Genomic DNA, 15,131 nt, shown 5'->3' with positions numbered 1-15,131 from the left:
AAGATCGCTTTGAACTCTGGCGTTAACGTTGAACCATCATACAGCGGGACCAAACAGCTAGGGTCTGTTGATGTTTCGTGCCGTGGCTCAGGGGGCGCGCGACCTCCGGTCGCATCGATGGGCAGGCCCGAATCCCAACAGGCGGGCGGACGAATCACGACACGGCGGTAGACAGCGTGAGTGCGGTCTTCCGCGCGACTGTCCCTCCGGCCGTACTTGTTGTTGCTATTCGACGCTCATTGCCAGACAGCGCCTGACTTGGACTCGCGCGAAACATCAACAGGCCATAGACTGAGCAAATAATGGCGTCAGGGAGACACGACGCCGACCACCGACATAGGGACGACGCCATGCAAATTCTTTGCAGACGCGCGGGTTGGGCCATCCTGATTCTGAGTTGTGCGTTAGTGCTGGCTGGATGCGGCGGCAGCGATTCGCAATCCGGCAAACAACAGGCGGATGCTGCCAAGCCGACCAAGGCCGAAAAACAGAACGACGGCGGCGATCAGCCGCTAGTCTCGGGACTGCCTGACTTCACGCGACTGGTTAAACAAGTGTCGCCGGCCGTGGTCAACATCAGCGCATTGCCGCCGCGGGCGCAACCGCCGGGCAAGAACGCCGGATCCGGGGGTTCGACCGCGCCGCAGGGGCAGGGCGACGCGCTTCGTGACTGGCTGCATCGTTTCTTTGGTGACGATGATCAAGGCAACGGCCCGGCCCCGCCGCAGATGCCAGACGACAGCGAGCATGTCTCGCTCGGCTCCGGTTTCATTATTTCGCCGAACGGTTACATCCTCACCAATCGTCATGTGATCGCGGGGGCCGGCCAGATCGTGGTCAAGCTCAACGATCGCCGTCAGCTGATCGCCAAGGTGGTTGGCGCGGACCCGGACAGCGACGTGGCCGTACTCAAAGTCAAGGCGGATCATCTGCCGACCGTCAAGATCGGCGATCCGAACAAGCTGGATGTCGGCGCCTGGGTGGTGGCCATCGGCTCGCCGTTCGGCTTCGAGACGTCGGTGACCGCGGGCATCGTATCGGCCAAGGGACGTAGTCTGGCCGACGATCAGTACGTGCCGTTCTTGCAGACCGACGTCGCGATTAACCCGGGGAATTCCGGCGGCCCGCTGTTCAACATGGCCGGGCAGGTCGTCGGCATCAATTCGCAAATTTACAGCCAGACCGGCGGCTACCAGGGCGTATCGTTCGCGATCCCGATCGACATTGCCATGAAGGTGGCCAAGCAGCTCCGTACCACCGGGCATGTCACGCGCGGCTGGCTGGGCGTGCAGATTCAGAACGTTGACCGCGAACTGGCCCAGTCCTTCAAGCTGCAGCGGCCCGAGGGCGCGCTCGTCACGCAGATTCTCAAGGGCAGTCCGGCCTCCAAGGCGGATATCGATGTCGGGGACGTGATTCTTTCGTTCAACGGGCATACCGTCGACTCGGCTTCCGACTTGCCGCCGCTAGTGGCATCGATTGCGCCGGGCGAGAAGGCGAAGCTCAAGATTCTTCGCGACGGCAAAACAAGGACCGAGCAAGTCACCATTGCCGCGCTACCGGCCCGGCTGCAAGGCGGACAAGGCGGCAGCGGCACACCGAACGGCCAGTCCAAGCCGGACGAGCCGCCGTTCGGGCTGACCCTGCAGTCGCTGAATACGAAGCAGCGCCGTGCCCTCGGGCTCGACCGAGGCGGCGTGCGCGTGACCGACGTCGCGCCGGGGCCGGCCGCCGAGGCGGGCCTGCAGCCGGGCGATGTGATTCTCAGTGTTGGATCGACCGACGTTGAGGACCGCCAGAGCCTGCTCGATGCTTTACGTCAAGCGCACGGCCCGGTCGCGCTGCTGGTGCTGCGCGGCGGAGTACGTTTGTACCTGCCCATGCAGACCCAGGCACCCGACAAGAAGGGCGGCTAAAAAAAAACCGGTCGGGCGCGTATACTGCGCGTCGTAATCCGTATCGCCCCGGCTTTGCCGGGGCGATTGTTTTGTGTCGGCGCTGGCGCACTGAATGCAGTCACATATCCGCAATTTTTCGATCATCGCGCATATCGACCATGGCAAGTCCACGCTTGCCGATCGCTTCATCCGGACCTGCAACGGTCTGACGGAACGCGAAATGGCGGATCAGGTGCTCGATTCCATGGATCTCGAACGCGAGCGCGGGATCACCATCAAGTCGCAAGCGGTGACGCTCGACTACACGGCCGCCAACGGCGAGACCTACACGCTCAATTTCATCGATACGCCGGGCCACGTGGATTTCTCCTACGAGGTTTCGCGCTCGTTGTTCGCCTGCGAGGGCGCGCTGCTGGTGGTCGACGCGTCGCAGGGCGTGGAAGCCCAGAGCGTGGCGAACACCTACACTGCCATCGAACAGGATCTGGAAGTCCTGCCGGTGCTGAACAAAATCGACCTGCCGGCGGCCGATCCCGATCGCGTGGCCCAACAGATCGAGGACGTGATCGGTATCGAGGCCACTGATCGTCTGTTGGTCTCCGCCAAGTCGGGCGAGGGCGTCGATGATGTGCTCGAGGCGATCATTCGGCGCGTGCCGCCGCCGGCGGGCGACCCGGACGCGCCGCTGCAGGCGTTGATCATCGATTCCTGGTTCGACAATTACCTGGGCGTAGTGTCGCTGGTGCGCATCCGCAACGGGCGGCTGGCCAAGGGCGACCGGATGAAGGTCATGTCGACCGGGCGCGCCTACGACGTCGACGACGTTGGCGTGTTCACGCCGAAGAAGAAATCGCGCCCCGCGCTGGAAGTGGGCGAGGTCGGCTATGTGGTGGCCGGCATCAAGAACATCGACGGCGCGCCGGTCGGCGATACGCTCACCCATGCGTACGCGCCGTGCAGCGAGCGCGTACCGGGCTTCAAGCAGATCCAGCCGCGCGTGTTCGCCGGCTTGTTCACGGTCGATTCCGATGACTACGAGGATTTTCGCGATGCGCTGGCCAAGCTGCGCCTGAACGACTCCTCGCTGAACTACGAGCCGGAAACGTCCGCCGCGCTCGGCTTCGGTTTCCGCATCGGCTTTCTCGGCATGCTGCACATGGAAATCGTGCAGGAGCGCCTGGAACGCGAATACGGGCTCGATCTGATCACCACCGCGCCGACCGTGGTGTATCAGGTGCTCACCCATGCCGGTGAGGAGCTGTCGATCTCCAATCCGCAACAGCTGCCGCCAACGGGCGAGATCGACGAGATTCGCGAGCCGATCATCAAGGCTTCGATCCTCATGCCGCAAGAGTTCGTCGGTCCGGTCATGCAGCTGTGCATGGAAAAGCGCGGCGTACAGAAGAACATGGCCTACATGGGCAATTCGGTGCAGATGGATTTCGAGATGCCGCTGTCCGAAGTGGTGCTCGATTTCTTCGACCGGCTGAAATCCGTTTCCCGTGGTTTCGCCTCCTTCGAGTACGATTTCGCACGCTTCCAGGCCGCCGATCTGGTCCGGCTCGATGTGTTGATCAATGGCGACGCGGTCGATGCGCTCGCGCATATCGTGCATCGCGAGCAGGCTTACGACCGTGGCAAGGCGCTGGTGGAGAAGCTCAAGAACATCGTGCCCCGGCAAATGTTCGATGTGGCGATCCAGGCCACGATCGGTACGCGCATCATTGCGCGTTCCACGGTCAAGGCCATGCGCAAAAACGTCACCGCCAAGTGCTACGGCGGCGACGTCTCGCGCAAGCGCAAGCTGCTGGAGAAACAGAAGGAAGGCAAGAAGCGAATGAAACAGCTCGGCAGCGTGGAGATTCCGCAGGAAGCATTCCTTGCCGTGCTCTCTACGGACGACAAAGACTAGGAATCGCGATCCATGAGTCATATCGACATGAACTTCGAAGCCTGGCTGACGCTGGCCTGTCTGATCACCGGCGTCGTATGGCTCGTGGATCGATTGATACTCGCCAAGCGCCGCCCGGCCGGCACCGAAGGCAACTGGGCGACCGAGTTCTGTCGCTCCTTCTTTCCGGTGTTGCTGGCGGTGCTTCTGCTGCGGGCATTCGTGTTCGAGCCGTTCCGCATCCCCTCGAAATCCATGGTGCCGACGCTGCTCGTCGGCGATTTCGTGCTGGTTTCCAAGTTCTCCTACGGCCTGCGCCTGCCGGTGACCCACACCAAGATCCTGGACACCGGCGAGCCCAAGCGTGGCGACGTGGCGGTGTTTCGTTACCCGCGTAATCCGAGCGAGGATTACATCAAACGCATCATCGGCCTGCCGGGCGACAAGATCACGTATCGCAACGAGCAGCTGTATATCAACGGCAAGCCAGTGCCGAAGAAATACATGGGGGTCTACGACGGGCCGGACGCCGACGTCTACGACCAGATGCAGTTGTTCATGGAAAAACTCCCGGGCACCAAGTCCCCGCACAAGATTCTGCACGTCGTCGGGCGCGAAGGGCCACAGGCCAGCGTGACCGTGCCCAAGGGCGAGTATTTCGCCATGGGTGATAATCGCGACAATAGTTCGGACTCGCGTATCTGGGGCTTCGTGCCGGAAAAGAACCTCGTGGGCCGTGCGGATCTGATTTGGATGAGTATCGATTTCTCGGATTTCCATGTCCGTCTGTCGCGCATCGGGACGTGGCTGAAAGAATGAACGACATGAGGCGAAGCGCATTCAGACAACGCCAAGGTGGATTCACGTTCTGGTCCGGGCTCTATGTCCTGATCACGCTCGGTATCATCGTGTTCGTCGGCGTTCGCAGCGTGCCGGTCTATCTCAACAACCGCGAGGTCCAAAAGGCCTTGAGCGAAGTCGCCCAGGATCCTTCGATGCAGCATGCCGATGCCATCGCGATTCAACGGGCTGTAGCGCGTCATTTCGAAGCCGGCTATGCCGCGGATGTCTCGCCGCGCGACATCGCCGTCGGTCACGAAGGCGAGACGCGCGTGCTGTCGCTGCACTACGAGGTGCGCCGTCCTTTGGCGTTCAATATGTCGCTGGTTTATACCTTCGACGATCGCGCCCGCATGACCGGTGGCGGCGGGTAAGCCGGGCATGAGCGGGGGCGAATCGGTCAACCGCGCCCAGGCGCGCGATGAATTTCAGCAGCGGATCGGCCATGTCTTTAGTGCGCGTTCGCTGCTCGCGCAGGCGCTCACGCATCGTAGCGCTGGTCCCAATCACAACGAGCGGCTCGAATTTCTTGGCGATGGCGTCCTGAATTTCGTGATCGCAGCGGCCTTGTTCGAGCAGAACCCGGAAGCGTCCGAGGGCGATCTGTCGCGCCTGCGCGCCGCGCTCGTGCGTGAGCGCACCCTGGCCGAGATCGCCGACGAACTGCACCTCGCCGATCTGCTGGTGCTCGGTCCGGGCGAGAACCAGGCCGGCAGTCGGCGGCGTGCCTCGGTCAAGGCGGACGGTGTGGAAGCCATACTCGGTGCGATCTACTGCGATGCCGGGTTCGATGCCACGCGCGACGTCATCCTCGCGCTGTATCGCCGGCGCCTGGCCGAGCTGCCGACGGCCGATAGTCTCAAGGATGCCAAGACCCGCCTGCAGGAATGGCTGCAGGCCCGAGCACGATCCCGTCCCGAATACGAAGTGGTCAGCATCTCCGGCGCTGACCATGCCCAGCATTTCGTCGCGCGCTGTCGTCTCGCCGATACCGGCGATGCGGTTGAAGGCGAGGGCGGCGGTCGGCGCAAGGCCGAACAGAACGCGGCCCAGCGGATGCTGCAACGCCTGGAAGGCAAACAGACATGAGCGAATCCTCCTCTCCCAAGAGCGGCATGGTGGCCCTCGTCGGCCGGCCCAACGTGGGCAAGTCCACGCTGGTCAACGCGCTGGTGGGCGAAAAAGTCTCGATCGTCACACCCAAGCCCCAAACCACGCGTCATCGCATCATCGGGGTACTCACGCGCGACGATGTGCAGATCGCCCTGGTCGACACGCCGGGCCTGCATACGAGCCAGAAGACCGCGCTCAATCGGGTCATGAACGAAACCGCGGTGGCCAGTCTTGCCGGCATCGATCTGGTGCTGTTCGTGGTCGAGGCCGGCCAGTGGCGTGCGGATGATGCCGCCGCACTCGCGCGGCTGGAAAAACTCAACACCCCGGTGGGGCTGGTGGTCAACAAGACCGATCGCGTCGCCGACAAGACCGAGCTGCTGCCCTTCATCGAAGACGTTGCCGCACGGCGCGCGTTCGATTTCGTCGTGCCGCTGTCGGCACAGAAGGCCGACAACCTGGATGCGCTGATTCAAGAGTGTGTGGCTTACATGCCGGAAGGGCCTTATCTCTTCCCAGAGGATGAATATACCGATCGCAACATGCGCTTCCTTGCGGCCGAGGCGGTGCGTGAGAAGCTGATGATGCATCTGCAGCAGGAGCTGCCGTATTCGGTCGCGATCGAGATCGAGCGCTTCGATACCTCCGGCGAGCAGATCGAAATTCATGCCTGCATCTGGGTCGCGCGCGACAATCACAAGTCGATCGTGATCGGTCGCGGCGGCGCCATGCTCAAGAAGATCGGACGGGCGGCGCGGCTGGATCTGGTCGACCGGCTCGGCCAGCGCGTGGATCTGCGGCTGTGGGTCAAGGTACGCGACAACTGGATCGACTCCGAAGCCAGCGTACGCGACCTGGGTCACTGATCGGACCTCGCCGCGGTGCGGGTCGAACTCGAACGCGCGCTCGTGCTGCACCGGCGCCCCTGGCGCGATACCAGCATGATCGTGGAGGCGATGACCCGCGAGCACGGCCGGATCGCCGCCATCGCCAAGGGGGCCCGTCGCGCGAAGTCGCGCTGGCGCGGGTTGCTCGAGCCGCTATCGCTCGTGGAGCTGTCCTGGAGCGGGCGCGGCGAACTGTACACCCTGACCGGCGTGGAATACGTACGGGGCCATGCGCTGTCCGGCAATGCACTGATGGGCGGGCTGTATGCGGCCGAACTGATCATGCGGCTGACCGCGCGCGACGACCCGCATGCGACGGTCCACGACAGTTTCGCGGCCACACTGGCCGCCATGGCTGACGGCGCGCCCGCAATCGTGGCGCTGCGGTTCTTCGAGCGCGACCTGCTCGATGAGCTGGGCTACGGGTTATCCCTGGGCATGACCGAAGCCGGCGAGCGCATCGAGCGCGAGGCCGATTATGCCTGGCACGTCGAACACGGCCTGCGACAGGGCCGCGCACGCGGCGATGAGGTGGCCGTGGCCGGGCGGACGTTGATCGGCTTGGTGGACGGACGGTTGCCCGATCGCGAAGCGATTCGTCAGGCGCGCGATCTGATGCAGGCGGCACTGGCCCCGCACATCGGGCCCAAGCCGTTAAAATCCGTCGCAACGCTACAAGCCATGCAACAATTCGCTGGCGGCGGGCGCCGCGGCGAACCCGATGCGGGAGATAACCCATGAATGCGAGCACCGCAATCCAGCCGTCCGACCTGCGCCTCGGCGTCAATGTCGATCATGTCGCCACGTTGCGCCAGGCCCGTGGCACGAGCTACCCCAGCGTGGTCGATGCCGCCCGCCAGGCGATCGCCGCCGGTGCCGACAGCATCACCGTGCACCTGCGCGAGGATCGGCGTCATATCCAGGATGCCGACGTCGAAACGCTGTGTGCGTCGGGCGACGTGGCGGTGAATCTGGAAATGGCGCTCACCGACGAGATGATCGATATCGCGCTGGCCAACAAGCCGCGCGATTGTTGTCTCGTGCCCGAATCGCGCGAGGAACTGACCACCGAGGGCGGGCTCGACGTGGCCGGTCAGCTGGAGCGCGTGCGTGACGGCCTGGATAAGCTGCACGGCGCGGGCATCAACGTGGCCTTGTTCATCGATCCAGACGAGGCCCAGATCGATGCTGCCGCCGAAGCCGGCGCGCGCTTCATCGAGATTCATACCGGCGCTTATGCCGATGCGACGGACGAAGGCGCCGCCGAACGCGAACTCGAGCGCATCGTGGCGGCCGCGAAGCGCGCCGCAGATCACGGCATCGAGGTGCATGCGGGGCATGGCCTGCACGTCGACAACGTGGGCGCGATCGCGGAGATCGGGTCCATCGTCGAGCTCAATATCGGCCATGCGCTGATTGCGCGGGCGGTGTTCGTCGGTCTCGGCGAGGCGGTACGCGAGATGCGCGCTGCGATGGAAACCGCGCGACGAAATCTGCACTGAGTTCGCGCCGCTCTGACTCAGCCCACGCGACTGCTAGACTTTGCCCATGAAAAGCTATCCCACGCTCCAGAATTACGTCGGCAACAGCCCGCTCGTGCAATTGCAGCGGCTGCCCGGTCATACCTCCAACACGCTGTTGGCCAAGCTCGAAGGGAATAACCCGGCGGGATCGGTCAAGGATCGGCCGGCGTTCTCGATGATCCGGCGCGCCGCCGAGCGCGGCGAGATCAAGCCGGGCGATACGCTGATCGAAGCCACCAGCGGCAACACCGGCATCGCGCTGGCCATGGTCGCGGCCATGGAGGGCTACAAGATGCGCCTCCTCATGCCTGAGAACATGAGCGAGGAACGCCGGGCCTCGATGCGCGCCTATGGCGCCGAGATCGTCTCGGTGTCTGAAGCCGAAGGCATGGAAGGGGCGCGCGATCTGGCGCAGCAAATGGCTGACGACGGCGAGGGCCATCTGCTCAACCAGTTCGCCAATCCCGATAACCCGCGGGCGCATTACGAAACCACCGGGCCCGAGATCTGGGACGCCACCGGCGGCCAGATCACGCACTTCGTGGCCACCATGGGCACGACCGGCACCATCATGGGCTGCTCGCGTTATCTGAAAGAGCAGAACCCGGATATCCAGATCATCGGCGTACAGCCGGCGGGCGAATCCAAGATTCCCGGCATCCGGCGCTGGCCCGAGGCCTATCTGCCGGAAATCTTCGAACCCGAGCGCGTGGACCGGATCATCGACGTCGAACAAGCCGATGCCGAGACCACGATGAAGCGCATGGCGCGGGAAGAAGGCATCTTTGCCGGGCCGTCTTCGGGCGGCAGCGTGTTCGCCGCGCTCTCGGTGGCCGCCGAAGTGGAGAACGCCACCATCGCGATGATCGTCTGCGATCGCGGCGATCGCTATCTGTCGACCGGCGTCTACGACAAACCGTGACGACCGCGACGGTCGTACTGGTGGCCGAGACCGGGCTGGATATTGCGGCCGCGCGCCGGCTGGCCGACTACGGCGAGCTGGACGATGCCGGTGTGGCGCGTGCCCTGGAACAGGTGCACGTCCAGCGCTGGGGGCGGGCCGATCTGCCCGGTCATCTGACCCGGATCGACGCGCTCGCCGCCGTGGTCGACGACGGCGTCACGCCGCGCCTGATCCGCGCCACCCAGACCTCGGAAGCCGAATGTCTGGAAGCGCTGTTCCGGCAATGGCCACTGGGGCCGGTCGATCTGGTCGACTGGAACGGCAGCGCGCGATCGTTGCTGGCCGCCCGGGCGCTGGCGCATGACCGGCGGCTGCCCGGCGAGTTCGCCGCTGCCCGTGTTTGTGCGCTGGACGCGCGCGCCGCGCCGGCCCCGGTCGATCATCCGGCGCCGGCCGAGCAGGTCGAACTCGAATGTCTGCAGCTCATGGCCGGACTGGAGAGCCGGGACACCGCGCCCGACGTGGCTGAGCGCGCAATGGCGCGTTATCGGCTCTGGCTGCGCTGGCTGGCCTGCCATGGCCGCATGAATGCCCGTACCCGTGCCGCGCGTGAAGCGCGGTTGGCTGAAATTCCGCTCAAGGATGGCGCATGAGCCGGCGTCGCAATCGTAAAAAACGCCCCGAGCTTGGCGTCGTCGATATCACCGATCTGGCCAGCAACGGCCGCGGTGTCGGTCATGTCGACGGCAAGGCCATCTTCGTGGCCGATACGCTGCCCGGCGAGCAGGCGCTGTACCAGCCGATCAAGGTCAAGCGCGACTACGAACAGGCCGAAATGGCCACGCTGTTCTCGGCGTCCCCAGATCGGGCCACGCCACGTTGTGCGCATTTCGGCGTCTGTGGCGGCTGCATCCTGCAGCATGCTTCGCCCGAAGCGCAGGTCGAGTTCAAGCAGCGTCAACTGCTGGATGCGCTCACGCGCGTCGGCGGCGTCGCGCCCGAACGCGTGCTCGAACCGCTGGTCGGCGCGCGCTGGGGCTATCGTCGTCGCGCACGGCTGGGTGCCAAGCATGTCCCCAAGAAAGGCGGCACGCTGGTCGGCTTTCGCGAGCGTGGGGCGCCGTTCATCGCCCAGCTCTCGCGCTGCGAAGTGCTGGTGCCGGAGGTCGGCACCCGGCTGGCCGAACTGGGCCGGCTGATCGACGATCTGTCCATCTGCAGCGCCATCCCGCAGATCGAGGTCGCGGCCGGCGATAACCACATCGCGCTGGTCTTTCGTGTCCTGGAAGAGCCGTCCACCGTGGACCGCGAGCGCCTGGCCGACTACGAACGCGCGACCGGGTTCGTCATCTATTTGCAGCCGGGCAACGAATCCACGATTGCGCCGTTATCGGGCGAACCCGAGCCGTTGTACTACGACTTGCCGGCCTACGACGCCCGCTTGTATTTCCAGCCGAACGATTTCGTACAGATCCACGGCGATATCAATCGCCGCATGATCGATACGGCATTGGCCCAGCTGGATGTCGGCGCCGACGACACGGTGCTGGAGCTGTTTTCCGGGCTCGGCAATTTCTCCGTGCCGCTGTCGCGCGCCGCGCGCGAGGTGATCACGGTCGAGGGCGAGGCCGGGCTGGTCGAGCGGGCACGCGCCAATGCCGCCCGCAACGGGGCGACCAATATCAGCGCCCACGTCGACAACCTGTTCGAGCCGGCAGAGCGCCCGGCCTGGCGCCCGGAACGCGCCGATAAAGTGCTGCTCGACCCACCGCGCTCCGGCGCGGCCGAAGTGCTCGGGCATGTGGCCGCGACCGGGGCGCAGCGCATCGTGTACTGCTCCTGTCATCCGGCCACGCTGGCGCGCGATGCCGCGACCCTGGTCGAGCAGTACGGCTACCGGCTGACCGCGGCCGGCGTGATGGACATGTTCCCGCATACCGCGCATATCGAATCGATGGCGGTATTTGATTTGGCCCAATAAAAGCAATTCATGGCACTGGAAATCGAACGCAAGTTTCTCGTCGTCGGCGACGCCTGGCGCGCGGCCGCCCATGCCAGCCAGCGCTTCGCCCAGGGGTATCTCAACGATTCCGGCCGGGCGTCGGTGCGCGTGCGCATCGAGGGCGAGCAGGCCAATCTCAACCTCAAGGCGGCGCAGGTCGGCGCGTCGCGGGCCGAATACGAGTATCCGATTCCGCTGGCCGAGGCCCGCGAGATCCTGGACAACCTGACGCTCACCCCGCCGGTGGAAAAGACGCGCTACTGGGTAAAGCACGCCGGCCATGTCTGGGAGATCGACGAATTCGTGGGTGCCAACGCGCCGTTGATCGTCGCCGAAATCGAACTCGACAGCGCCGATGAAGCGTTCGAGCGGCCCGACTGGCTCGGCGCCGAGATTACCGACGACGTGCGTTACTACAACCATGCGCTGGCGTTTTTGCCCTACAGCCAGTGGAGCAACGACGCATGAGTCCGGGCTTGCCGCCCGGGCCCCTGCTGGTCGATGTCGAAGGCACCACGCTCACCGAAGCCGATCGCGAACTGCTGGCGGACGCGACGGTGGGCGGGGCGATTCTGTTCAGCCGTAATTTCTCCAGCCCGGAGCAGCTGTCGGCACTGACCGCCGAGATGCGCGCCGCGCGCCCGAATCTGCTGATCGTGGCCGATTACGAGGGCGGTCGGGTCCAGCGCTTTCGCGACGGGTTGACGCCGATCCCGCCGATGCGGGCGCTGGGCCGGGCCTATCGCGACGATCCGGCCGCCGCGCGAGACGCGACGCGCGAGCTGGCCTGGCTGGTAGCGACCGAGCTGCGCGGCGTGGGCGTGGATATGCCGCTGTCGCCGGTGGCGGATCTCGATTACGGCGTCTCGGCCGTTATCGGCAGCCGTGCATTCGGCGATACGGCGGATATCGTGACCGATCTGACGGCTGTTTTCGCGCAGAGTTTAGCCGACGCCGGCAGTGCGGCCACCGCCAAGCACTTCCCCGGGCATGGCCATGTCGCGGCCGATTCGCACCACGAGCTGCCGGTCGACGAGCGTCCGCTGGCGGCGTTGGAAAAAGATTGGACGCCGTTCGCGAGGCTCGTCGAGCAGGACATCGCGTCGGTGATGATGGCGCATGTGCGCTACACCGCTGTAGACGAGCGTCCGGCCAGCCTGTCGCGCGTCTGGATCGAGGATATCCTGCGCGGGCGGCTTGGCTTCGCCGGCTGCGTGTTCTGCGACGATCTCAGCATGGGCGGGGCCGCGGCCCTCGGCGATTATGCCGAGCGCACGCGCCTGGCGTTGACCGCCGGCTGTGATTATCTGCCGGTCTGCAACGATCGTGACGCCGCGCTTGTCGCCCGGGATGCAGTGGCCGAGGGGGCAGCGGATCGTGGCCGTGCGCGCCGTGAGGCGCTGGCACGTCGCCTGCGCGCCGCGGACACCGTATTCGAAACCGATCCGACCCGACTGGCCGCCGCGCGCGAGACCGCCGCCCGGCTGATGGGAGCTGCCTGATGAATCTGGTCGATACCTACCAGCACTTCATGTCGCAGTATCTATCGCTGAAGAGCGAGTGGGGCACGGTGATCGATGTCGCCGGGATTCTGGTCATCACGGCGTTGCTTGACCTGCTCACGCGCGGGATATTCGCCTGTCTGCATCGCCGGGTGCTCAAGACCCGCAATCTCTGGGACGACGCGCTGTATCGCAGCGTCAACGGGCCGCTACAGGTGCTGTTGTGGATCGCCGGGGTTTCGATCGCCATCGTGCTCGCGACCTCGCCGGATCATCCCTGGCGGGATTATGTGCCCAAGGTTCGCGGCATTCTGATCACACTGACCATGGTGTGGTTCGCATTCCGCCTGATCGGCACGATCGAGAAGAATGCGCTGGCACGGGCGGCGCGCCGCCACGATAAACTGGACGCCACCACGGCCGATGCCATCGCCAAGCTGGTCCGTGCCGTGACGCTGATCATTGCCGGGCTCGTGCTGCTGGATCAGTTCGGTGTCAGCCCGTCCGGGCTGCTGACGTTCTCGGGTGTAGGCGGCATTGCCGTGGGTTTTGCCGCCCGCGACGTGCTCGCCAATATTTTCGGCGGGGTGACGGTCTATCTGAATCGGCCGTTTTCAGTCGGCGACTGGATCCGCTCGCCGGATCGCGATATCGAGGGCACGGTCGAGGCCATTGGCTGGCGGGCGACCACGGTGAGGCGCTTCGACATGCGGCCGTTATATGTGCCCAACGCCGTGTTCTCGAACGTCGCGCTGGAAAACCCGTCGCGCATGAGTCATCGGCTGATCAACGAAACCATCGGCATCCGCTACGAGGATGCTGCGATCGTCCCCGATCTAGTCGAAGACATCCGCTCGATGCTCGACGAGGACGAAAACATCGATTCGGAGCAGGTCATCCTGACCTATCTCGATTCGCTGTCGGCTTCGTCGCTCGATCTGCTGGTCTACTGTTATACCCATACCACTGACTGGGCCGAGTATCTCGCGATCAAGCAGGGTGTGTTGCAACGGGTACAGGATCGGATTCGTGAGCACGGCGGTGCCATCTCGTTCCCGACCACCACGATTCATATCCCCGGCGAACTGGTGGTCGCGCGGGCCGAGCAGCAGGGAAGCGACGACGACGATCAGGAAGAGATCGACAGCGAAAAGGTACAATCCGAGGAAAAACGGGACGTCGCCCGAGAACGTGCCAGCGATCAGGGCAAAGTGGGACCGGACGATGCCGGCGAACAGTAAAGGAAAACCATGAGCGGTTTGGACCGACAGCGTTACGAAGAGGCCAAGGCCGTGTACGACAGCGCGGACTGTCTGATCACGGAAGACGAGATCAATGCCGCCTACGATCGCATGGCCGCGGAGGTCACCCGGGATCTGGCCGAGCTCGACCCGGTGGTGATGTGTGTGATGCTGGGTGGGCTGCAGGCCACGGCGGAGCTCGGCAAGCGCCTGGACTTTCCGTTCGAACTCGATTATCTGCATGCCACGCGCTATCGCGGCGAGACCGCCGGCGGTGAGCTGGTCTGGAAAGTCAGCCCCGGGCTGCGGCTGGCCGGCCGGCACGTGCTGATCGTCGACGACATCATCGATGAAGGCCATACGCTGGCTGCGATTCTCGAGTCGATTCGCGGTCAGGGCGCGGCCTCGGTGCGTACCGCCATGCTGTTGTTGAAGGACCACGACCGCCGCGCGTCGGGTTTGTCGGCCGATTATGTCGGCTGCACCGTCGCCGATCGCTACGTGTTCGGTTCGGGGATGGATTACAAGGGCTATTTCCGCCAGTTGCCCGGCGTCTGGGCGATCGGCCAGGACGTCGCATGAGCGAACCCATCGGTATCATCGGCGGCACTGCGCTGGCCGGCCTGGCTGGCGTCGAGACCAACGGCCCGGCCACGATTCCGGACACCGCATACGGGCCGGCCTCCGGGCCTCTGGTACACGGCACCTTTGCCGGTCGCGACGTCTGCTTCGTCATGCGCCACGGCCCCGGCCACCGGCTCGCGCCGCATGCCATCAATTATCGCGCCAATATCCGCGCACTCGCGGATGCCGGCTGCCGGCAGGTGATCGCGATCGCGGCCGTTGGCGGCATCACCGAGGCCATGGCCCCGGGCCGGATCGTCGTGCCGCACCAGATCATCGACTACAGCTGGGGGCGAGCGCATACGTTCTACGACGATGCGAGTGCCGGCGCGCTGGATCATATTGATTTCACCGACCCGTACGCACCGGCACTACGCCAGGCGCTGATCAACGCGGCAAGCGGGCTCGGCTTCGACCCGGCGGAGGCCGCGGTCTACGGCGTCACCCAGGGCCCGCGCCTGGAAACTGCCGCCGAGATCGATCGCATGGAGCGCGACGGCTGCGATATCGTCGGCATGACCGGCATGCCGGAGGCCGGGCTGGCACGCGAGGCCGGCCTGGATTATGCCTGTGCGAGTGTGGTCGTGAACAAGGCGGCCGGGCGTACCGGCGGGCTGGCGATTCATGCCGAGATCGAGGCCACGCTGGCACGGGCCATGGCGAACATTGAGGCATGGCTCGAAGCGGTGCTGCCGACCCTCTAAGA

16 protein-coding genes are annotated in these 15,131 nt (G+C 64.7%); all 16 read left to right on the top strand.

Features of this window, described 5'->3' with window-relative positions; translation table 11 throughout:
* Positions 1 to 350: 350 nt before the first annotated feature.
* Entirely contained in the window at positions 351 to 1,916 is a 1,566-nt protein-coding gene (locus tag C41B8_RS12810) for a DegQ family serine endoprotease (protein ID WP_037338800.1), read from the top strand.
* Between the two features lie 94 nt (positions 1,917 to 2,010).
* Positions 2,011 to 3,810 (top strand): translation elongation factor 4, encoded by a 1,800-nt coding sequence (lepA, locus tag C41B8_RS12805; protein ID WP_037338799.1) that lies wholly within the window; start codon positions 2,011 to 2,013, stop codon positions 3,808 to 3,810.
* A gap of 12 nt (positions 3,811 to 3,822) precedes the next feature.
* Positions 3,823 to 4,608 carry a signal peptidase I gene (lepB, locus tag C41B8_RS12800; RefSeq protein ID WP_084188940.1) on the top strand — a complete coding sequence of 262 codons (786 nt, stop codon included), beginning with the start codon at positions 3,823 to 3,825 and terminating at the stop codon, positions 4,606 to 4,608.
* 5 nt (positions 4,609 to 4,613) lie between these two features.
* Positions 4,614 to 5,003, top strand: coding sequence for a DUF4845 domain-containing protein (locus C41B8_RS12795; RefSeq protein ID WP_198025182.1), 390 nt, complete (start codon positions 4,614 to 4,616; stop codon positions 5,001 to 5,003).
* Between the two features lie 7 nt (positions 5,004 to 5,010).
* On the top strand, positions 5,011 to 5,718 hold the full coding sequence (gene rnc, locus C41B8_RS12790) for a ribonuclease III (RefSeq protein WP_051883486.1): 708 nt from the start codon (positions 5,011 to 5,013) through the stop codon (positions 5,716 to 5,718).
* Positions 5,715 to 6,608 carry a GTPase Era gene (gene era / locus C41B8_RS12785; RefSeq protein ID WP_037338796.1) on the top strand — a complete coding sequence of 298 codons (894 nt, stop codon included), beginning with the start codon at positions 5,715 to 5,717 and terminating at the stop codon, positions 6,606 to 6,608. Before rnc ends, era begins: the two co-directional genes overlap by 4 nt.
* A gap of 15 nt (positions 6,609 to 6,623) precedes the next feature.
* Complete coding sequence (gene recO / locus C41B8_RS12780) at positions 6,624 to 7,370, top strand: DNA repair protein RecO (protein ID WP_051883484.1); 747 nt, start codon at positions 6,624 to 6,626, stop codon at positions 7,368 to 7,370.
* Positions 7,367 to 8,131, top strand: a complete 765-nt coding sequence (gene pdxJ / locus C41B8_RS12775) for a pyridoxine 5'-phosphate synthase (RefSeq protein ID WP_037338792.1) — start codon at positions 7,367 to 7,369, stop codon at positions 8,129 to 8,131. Before recO ends, pdxJ begins: the two co-directional genes overlap by 4 nt.
* A 46-nt stretch (positions 8,132 to 8,177) precedes the next feature.
* Positions 8,178 to 9,074: a cysteine synthase CysM gene (gene cysM / locus C41B8_RS12770; RefSeq protein ID WP_037338789.1), complete on the top strand. Its 897-nt coding sequence runs from the start codon at positions 8,178 to 8,180 to the stop codon at positions 9,072 to 9,074.
* Positions 9,071 to 9,709 (top strand): hypothetical protein, encoded by a 639-nt coding sequence (locus C41B8_RS12765; protein WP_037338786.1) that lies wholly within the window; start codon positions 9,071 to 9,073, stop codon positions 9,707 to 9,709. The genes cysM and C41B8_RS12765 overlap by 4 nt, the downstream gene beginning before the upstream one ends.
* The gene (gene rlmD, locus C41B8_RS12760) at positions 9,706 to 11,037 is read left to right on the top strand and encodes a 23S rRNA (uracil(1939)-C(5))-methyltransferase RlmD (protein WP_037338784.1); all 1,332 of its coding nucleotides are present in this window, start codon (positions 9,706 to 9,708) and stop codon (positions 11,035 to 11,037) included. Before C41B8_RS12765 ends, rlmD begins: the two co-directional genes overlap by 4 nt.
* Positions 11,038 to 11,046: 9 nt before the next feature.
* Positions 11,047 to 11,526 carry a CYTH domain-containing protein gene (locus tag C41B8_RS12755; RefSeq protein WP_037338781.1) on the top strand — a complete coding sequence of 160 codons (480 nt, stop codon included), beginning with the start codon at positions 11,047 to 11,049 and terminating at the stop codon, positions 11,524 to 11,526.
* A complete protein-coding gene (gene nagZ, locus C41B8_RS12750; RefSeq protein ID WP_037338779.1) occupies positions 11,523 to 12,560 on the top strand; it encodes a beta-N-acetylhexosaminidase in 1,038 nt (345 codons plus the stop codon). Before C41B8_RS12755 ends, nagZ begins: the two co-directional genes overlap by 4 nt.
* The gene (locus C41B8_RS12745) at positions 12,560 to 13,801 is read left to right on the top strand and encodes a mechanosensitive ion channel family protein (RefSeq protein ID WP_051883483.1); all 1,242 of its coding nucleotides are present in this window, start codon (positions 12,560 to 12,562) and stop codon (positions 13,799 to 13,801) included. Before nagZ ends, C41B8_RS12745 begins: the two co-directional genes overlap by 1 nt.
* 9 nt (positions 13,802 to 13,810) lie before the next feature.
* Entirely contained in the window at positions 13,811 to 14,383 is a 573-nt protein-coding gene (locus C41B8_RS12740; RefSeq protein WP_037338777.1) for a hypoxanthine-guanine phosphoribosyltransferase, read from the top strand.
* On the top strand, positions 14,380 to 15,129 hold the full coding sequence (locus C41B8_RS12735) for an S-methyl-5'-thioinosine phosphorylase (protein WP_037338775.1): 750 nt from the start codon (positions 14,380 to 14,382) through the stop codon (positions 15,127 to 15,129). Before C41B8_RS12740 ends, C41B8_RS12735 begins: the two co-directional genes overlap by 4 nt.
* Positions 15,130 to 15,131 lie beyond the last annotated feature (2 nt).

Source organism: Salinisphaera hydrothermalis C41B8, assembly GCF_000732535.1.
Taxonomy (GTDB): Bacteria; Pseudomonadota; Gammaproteobacteria; order Nevskiales; family Salinisphaeraceae; genus Salinisphaera; species Salinisphaera hydrothermalis.
Note: the sequence above shows the minus strand (reverse complement) of the source record. Positions and strands in the feature narration are given on the sequence as shown.

Excerpts from the sequence above, each read along its gene's own strand:
- C41B8_RS12810 (WP_037338800.1), top strand. The coding sequence starts at position 351 with ATGCAAATTCTTTGCAGACGCGCGGGTTGGGCCATCCTGATTCTGAGT.
- lepA (WP_037338799.1), top strand. The coding sequence starts at position 2,011 with ATGCAGTCACATATCCGCAATTTTTCGATCATCGCGCATATCGACCAT.
- lepB (WP_084188940.1), top strand. The coding sequence starts at position 3,823 with ATGAGTCATATCGACATGAACTTCGAAGCCTGGCTGACGCTGGCCTGT.
- C41B8_RS12795 (WP_198025182.1), top strand. The coding sequence starts at position 4,614 with ATGAGGCGAAGCGCATTCAGACAACGCCAAGGTGGATTCACGTTCTGG.
- rnc (WP_051883486.1), top strand. The coding sequence starts at position 5,011 with ATGAGCGGGGGCGAATCGGTCAACCGCGCCCAGGCGCGCGATGAATTT.
- era (WP_037338796.1), top strand. The coding sequence starts at position 5,715 with ATGAGCGAATCCTCCTCTCCCAAGAGCGGCATGGTGGCCCTCGTCGGC.
- pdxJ (WP_037338792.1), top strand. The coding sequence starts at position 7,367 with ATGAATGCGAGCACCGCAATCCAGCCGTCCGACCTGCGCCTCGGCGTC.
- cysM (WP_037338789.1), top strand. The coding sequence starts at position 8,178 with ATGAAAAGCTATCCCACGCTCCAGAATTACGTCGGCAACAGCCCGCTC.
- rlmD (WP_037338784.1), top strand. The coding sequence starts at position 9,706 with ATGAGCCGGCGTCGCAATCGTAAAAAACGCCCCGAGCTTGGCGTCGTC.
- C41B8_RS12755 (WP_037338781.1), top strand. The coding sequence starts at position 11,047 with ATGGCACTGGAAATCGAACGCAAGTTTCTCGTCGTCGGCGACGCCTGG.
- nagZ (WP_037338779.1), top strand. The coding sequence starts at position 11,523 with ATGAGTCCGGGCTTGCCGCCCGGGCCCCTGCTGGTCGATGTCGAAGGC.
- C41B8_RS12745 (WP_051883483.1), top strand. The coding sequence starts at position 12,560 with ATGAATCTGGTCGATACCTACCAGCACTTCATGTCGCAGTATCTATCG.
- C41B8_RS12740 (WP_037338777.1), top strand. The coding sequence starts at position 13,811 with ATGAGCGGTTTGGACCGACAGCGTTACGAAGAGGCCAAGGCCGTGTAC.
- C41B8_RS12735 (WP_037338775.1), top strand. The coding sequence starts at position 14,380 with ATGAGCGAACCCATCGGTATCATCGGCGGCACTGCGCTGGCCGGCCTG.